General features: G+C 74.3%; 3 protein-coding genes and 1 pseudogene. All 4 read left to right on the forward strand.

What is annotated here, in order from left to right; translation table 11 throughout:
- Window positions 1-333 (forward strand): annotated as a pseudogene (locus tag NCC78_RS29275) (peptide chain release factor N(5)-glutamine methyltransferase); the annotation flags it as partial.
- Entirely contained in the window at window positions 333-977 is a 645-nt protein-coding gene (locus tag NCC78_RS29280) for an L-threonylcarbamoyladenylate synthase (RefSeq protein ID WP_250798588.1), read from the forward strand. The pseudogene NCC78_RS29275 and the gene NCC78_RS29280, both read left to right, overlap by 1 nt.
- Entirely contained in the window at window positions 978-1,589 is a 612-nt protein-coding gene (locus NCC78_RS29285) for an arsenate reductase/protein-tyrosine-phosphatase family protein (RefSeq protein ID WP_250798585.1), read from the forward strand. It begins immediately after the preceding gene.
- Window positions 1,590-1,869: 280 nt separating this feature from the next.
- A partial coding sequence (locus NCC78_RS29290) for a transglycosylase domain-containing protein (protein WP_250798587.1) occupies window positions 1,870-3,619 on the forward strand: 1,750 nt, incomplete at its 3' end.

Raw genomic sequence — 3,619 nt, forward strand, 5'->3', positions numbered from 1 at the left:
CCGCCGTACGTGCCGGCGGACGTGGCCGTGGCACCGGAGGTGGCCGGGCACGACCCGGCGGACGCGGTCTTCGCCGGCGCGGACGGCCTGGCGGTGATCCGGCCGGTGATCGCCCGCGCGGCGGCGTTGCTGCGCCCCGGCGGGGTGCTCGGCCTTGAGCACGACGACACGCACGGCACGGCGGTGCCCGACCTGCTCGCCGCGGACGGTCGGTTCACGGCGGTCACCGGCCACCGGGACCTGGCCGGGCGGCCCCGTTTCGCCACCGCGTCCCGCCGCACCGATGGCCAGCACGCCGACGGCGACGCGGCGTGGCAGACTGGCTCCTCGTGATGCTCTACGACTGCCGGTCGCCCGCCGACCGGGACCGCGGCATCGCTGCGGCCATCGAGGCGGTCAAGAACGGCGAACTGGTCGTCCTGCCTACCGACACCGTGTACGGGATCGGCGCGGACGCGTTCACCCCGTACGCGGTCAAGGCCCTGCTCGACGCCAAGGGGGGCCGGCAGGTGCCGCCGCCGGTGCTGATCGGCTCCCGGCACACCCTGGACGGCCTGGTCTTCTCGCTGCCCCGGGCGGCCCGGGACCTGGTCGAGGCGTTCTGGCCGGGGGCGCTGACCATCGTGGTCGAGCACTCGCCGAGCCTGCGCTGGGACCTCGGCGACTCCTCCGGCACGGTGGCGGTGCGGATGCCGCTGCACCCGGTGGCGCTGGAGGTGCTCCGGGAGACCGGCCCGATGGCGGTCGCCTCGGCCAACAAGACGGGCCAGCCGGCCGCGGTCACCGCCGAGGCGGCCCGTGACCAGCTCGCCTACTCGGTCCGCGCCTACCTCGAGGCCGGGCCCTGCCCGGACCCGGTGCCGAGCACCATCGTGGACCTGACCGGCGAGGTGCCGCGGGTCCTGCGTCAGGGCGCCGTCCCGCTGGAGAAGCTGCGCGACGTGGTGCCGGACATCGTCGAGAGCCAGGTGGCCTGAGTGCCTCCGTTCACGGTGCTGCACGTGTGCATGGGAAACATCTGCCGGTCCCCGATGGCGGAGCGGCTGCTGGCCCTCGCCGTCCGGGAGCGGCTGGCCCGGCGGGAGGTCGATCCGGGTCGCGCCGACGAACTGCTGCACAGCCACAGCGCCGGCACCGGTGGCTGGCACGCCGGCGAGGAGATGAACCCGCCGGCGGCCCGTCAGGTCACCACCCGGGGCGGGAGCGTCGACGGCTTCGCCGCGCGCAAGCTGCGTTCGGACCACATCGACGCCGCCGACCTGGTCCTCACCGCCACCGCCGACCAGCAGGAGTACGTGGTGGCGCTGCGGCCGGACGCCGAGGCGCGCACCTTCGTGCTCGGGGAGTTCGGCCGGTTGCTGGCCGGCGTGGAGACCGCCGGGCTGCCGCCGGCCGAGGCCACTCCGGAGGCGGTGTACGCGCGCGGCGTGGCCCTGGTCGAGGCCGCCCACGCCGCCCGCCACGGTGCCACGGTGCTGCCCACCGACGACCTCGACGACCCGTGGGGTCGGGGCGACCAGTGCTTCGGCCGGGTCGCCGACGAGATCGAGGAGACCGTCCACCCCCTCGCCACCGCCCTCCTCCCGTAACCCCGCTCCCGTCCCTCCTCGCGCCGCCATCGCCGCGCCGTGCCCTCCGGCCGTTCCTCCGTGCCCTTCCGGTCCCCCCGACGGCGCCCTCCGGCGGGCGCCGGGTTCGCGGATTGTTGTGGCTGATGGAGGCCGACAGGGCGGGTTTCCCGCCCTGTCGGCGGGAAGAGTGACGCTGGCTGCGAGTTTTCTGCGGGTTTGGGGGAAAGGCGCGGTGTGCGGGGAGTTTAGGGTCATATTGGGTGGGTCCTAGCGCGACCGGCTCCTGCGGGGAGAGCTGATGACCCGGGCACACCTCCACAAACTGATGACCATGCTGATCGCCGGCGTGCTGGCCGGCCTGGTGCTCGCGGCGGCGGCCCTACCGGCCGCGCTGGTGTTCGGAATCGGGTTCTCGGCGCTCGCCGCGCCCTACTCCGAGCTGCCGAACTCGCTGCGCACGCCGCCCACCGCCCAGCGGTCGAACCTCTACGCCAACGACGGCACCACCCTGATCACCTCCTTCTACCAGGAGGACCGGGTGGACGTACCGCTGCCGGAGGTGGCCCAGGTGATGCGGCAGGCGATCATCGCCGCCGAGGACGTCCGGTTCCACCAGCACAGCGGGGTGGACGTGCGCGGCGTCGTCCGGGCCTTCACGGTCAACAAGCGTGACGGGCGGACCCGGCAGGGCGCCTCCACGCTGACCATGCAGTACGTCCGCAACGTGCTCAGCAACGATCCCCGGCTCAGCGAGCGGCAGCGCGCCGCCGCCACCGAGATGACCACCGCCCGCAAGCTCCAGGAGATGCGGTACGCGCTGGCGCTGGAGCGGGAGCTGAGCAAGGACGAGATCCTCGCCCGCTACCTGAACATCGCGTACTTCGGCGCCGGGGCGTACGGGGTGGCCGCCGCGAGCAAGCGGTACTTCTCCAAGGCGCCGGCGGACCTCACCCTGGCCGAGGCGGCGCTGCTGGCCGGGTTGGTCCGCTCGCCGCACACAGACGACCCGATCAACGGCGACGCCGACAGCGCGCTGCGCCGCCGCGCGTACGTGCTGGACCGGCTGGTGGAGTCGGGGCTGGTCGCGCCGGCCGAGGCGGTCCGCGCCCGCGCCGAGCAGCTGCGACTGCGCCCCAGCGAGACGCCGAACGACTGCACGGCGGTGCCCGAGGCGCACAACGACTGGGGCTTCTTCTGCGACTGGTTCACCCGCTGGTGGAACTCCCAGCCGGCGTTCGGCGCGACGGTCGACGAGCGGCAGCTCACGCTGCGCCGAGGCGGCTTCTCGATCGTCTCCTCGCTCGACCCGGCCGTGCAGCGCACCACGGTCGAGCAGGTGCGCCGGATCTACGGGGTGGGCGACCGGCGGGCGGCGCCGACCGCGGTGGTCCAGCCCGGCACCGGCCGGGTGCTGGCCATGGCGGTGAACCGGAACTACAGCGTCGACGCCAACCCGTCGGGGCTGAAGAACCGCCCGAACACGGTCAACCAGTTGGTGGCCGGCGGTGGGACGATCGCGGGCTACCAGGCCGGCTCGACGTTCAAGCTCTTCGCCATCCTGGCCGCGCTGGAGTCCGGGCTGCCGCTGCGCACCGAGTTCGACGCGCCGCGCCGGATCCTCACCCGCTACCCGGTCACCGGGCCGGCGAGCTGCGACGGGTACTGGTGCCCGGCGAACGCCAACGCGTCCATGAGCGGCCGGCACACCATGTGGACGGCCTTCGGCAAGTCGGTCAACACGTACTTCGCCTGGCTGACCGAGCGGGTCGGCGCGGACCGGGTGGTGGAGATGGCCGAGCGGCTCGGGATCGTGTTCCGTGGCCGGGACGACGCCCGGCTGGCCCGCCACGGCGCGCGCAACTGGGGGCCGTTCACCCTCGGCGTCTCCGCCACCACCCCGCTGGACCTGGCCGGCGCGTACGCCGCGGTGGCGGCCGAGGGGACGTGGTGCGCGCCGCTGCCGGTCGTCTCGGTCACCGACGCGGCGGGCCGGCCGGTGGCCGCCGCGCAGCCGGACTGCCGGCAGGTGGTCGACCCCGACGTGGCCC

Source organism: Micromonospora phytophila, assembly GCF_023656545.1.
Taxonomy (GTDB): Bacteria; Actinomycetota; Actinomycetes; order Mycobacteriales; family Micromonosporaceae; genus Micromonospora; species Micromonospora phytophila.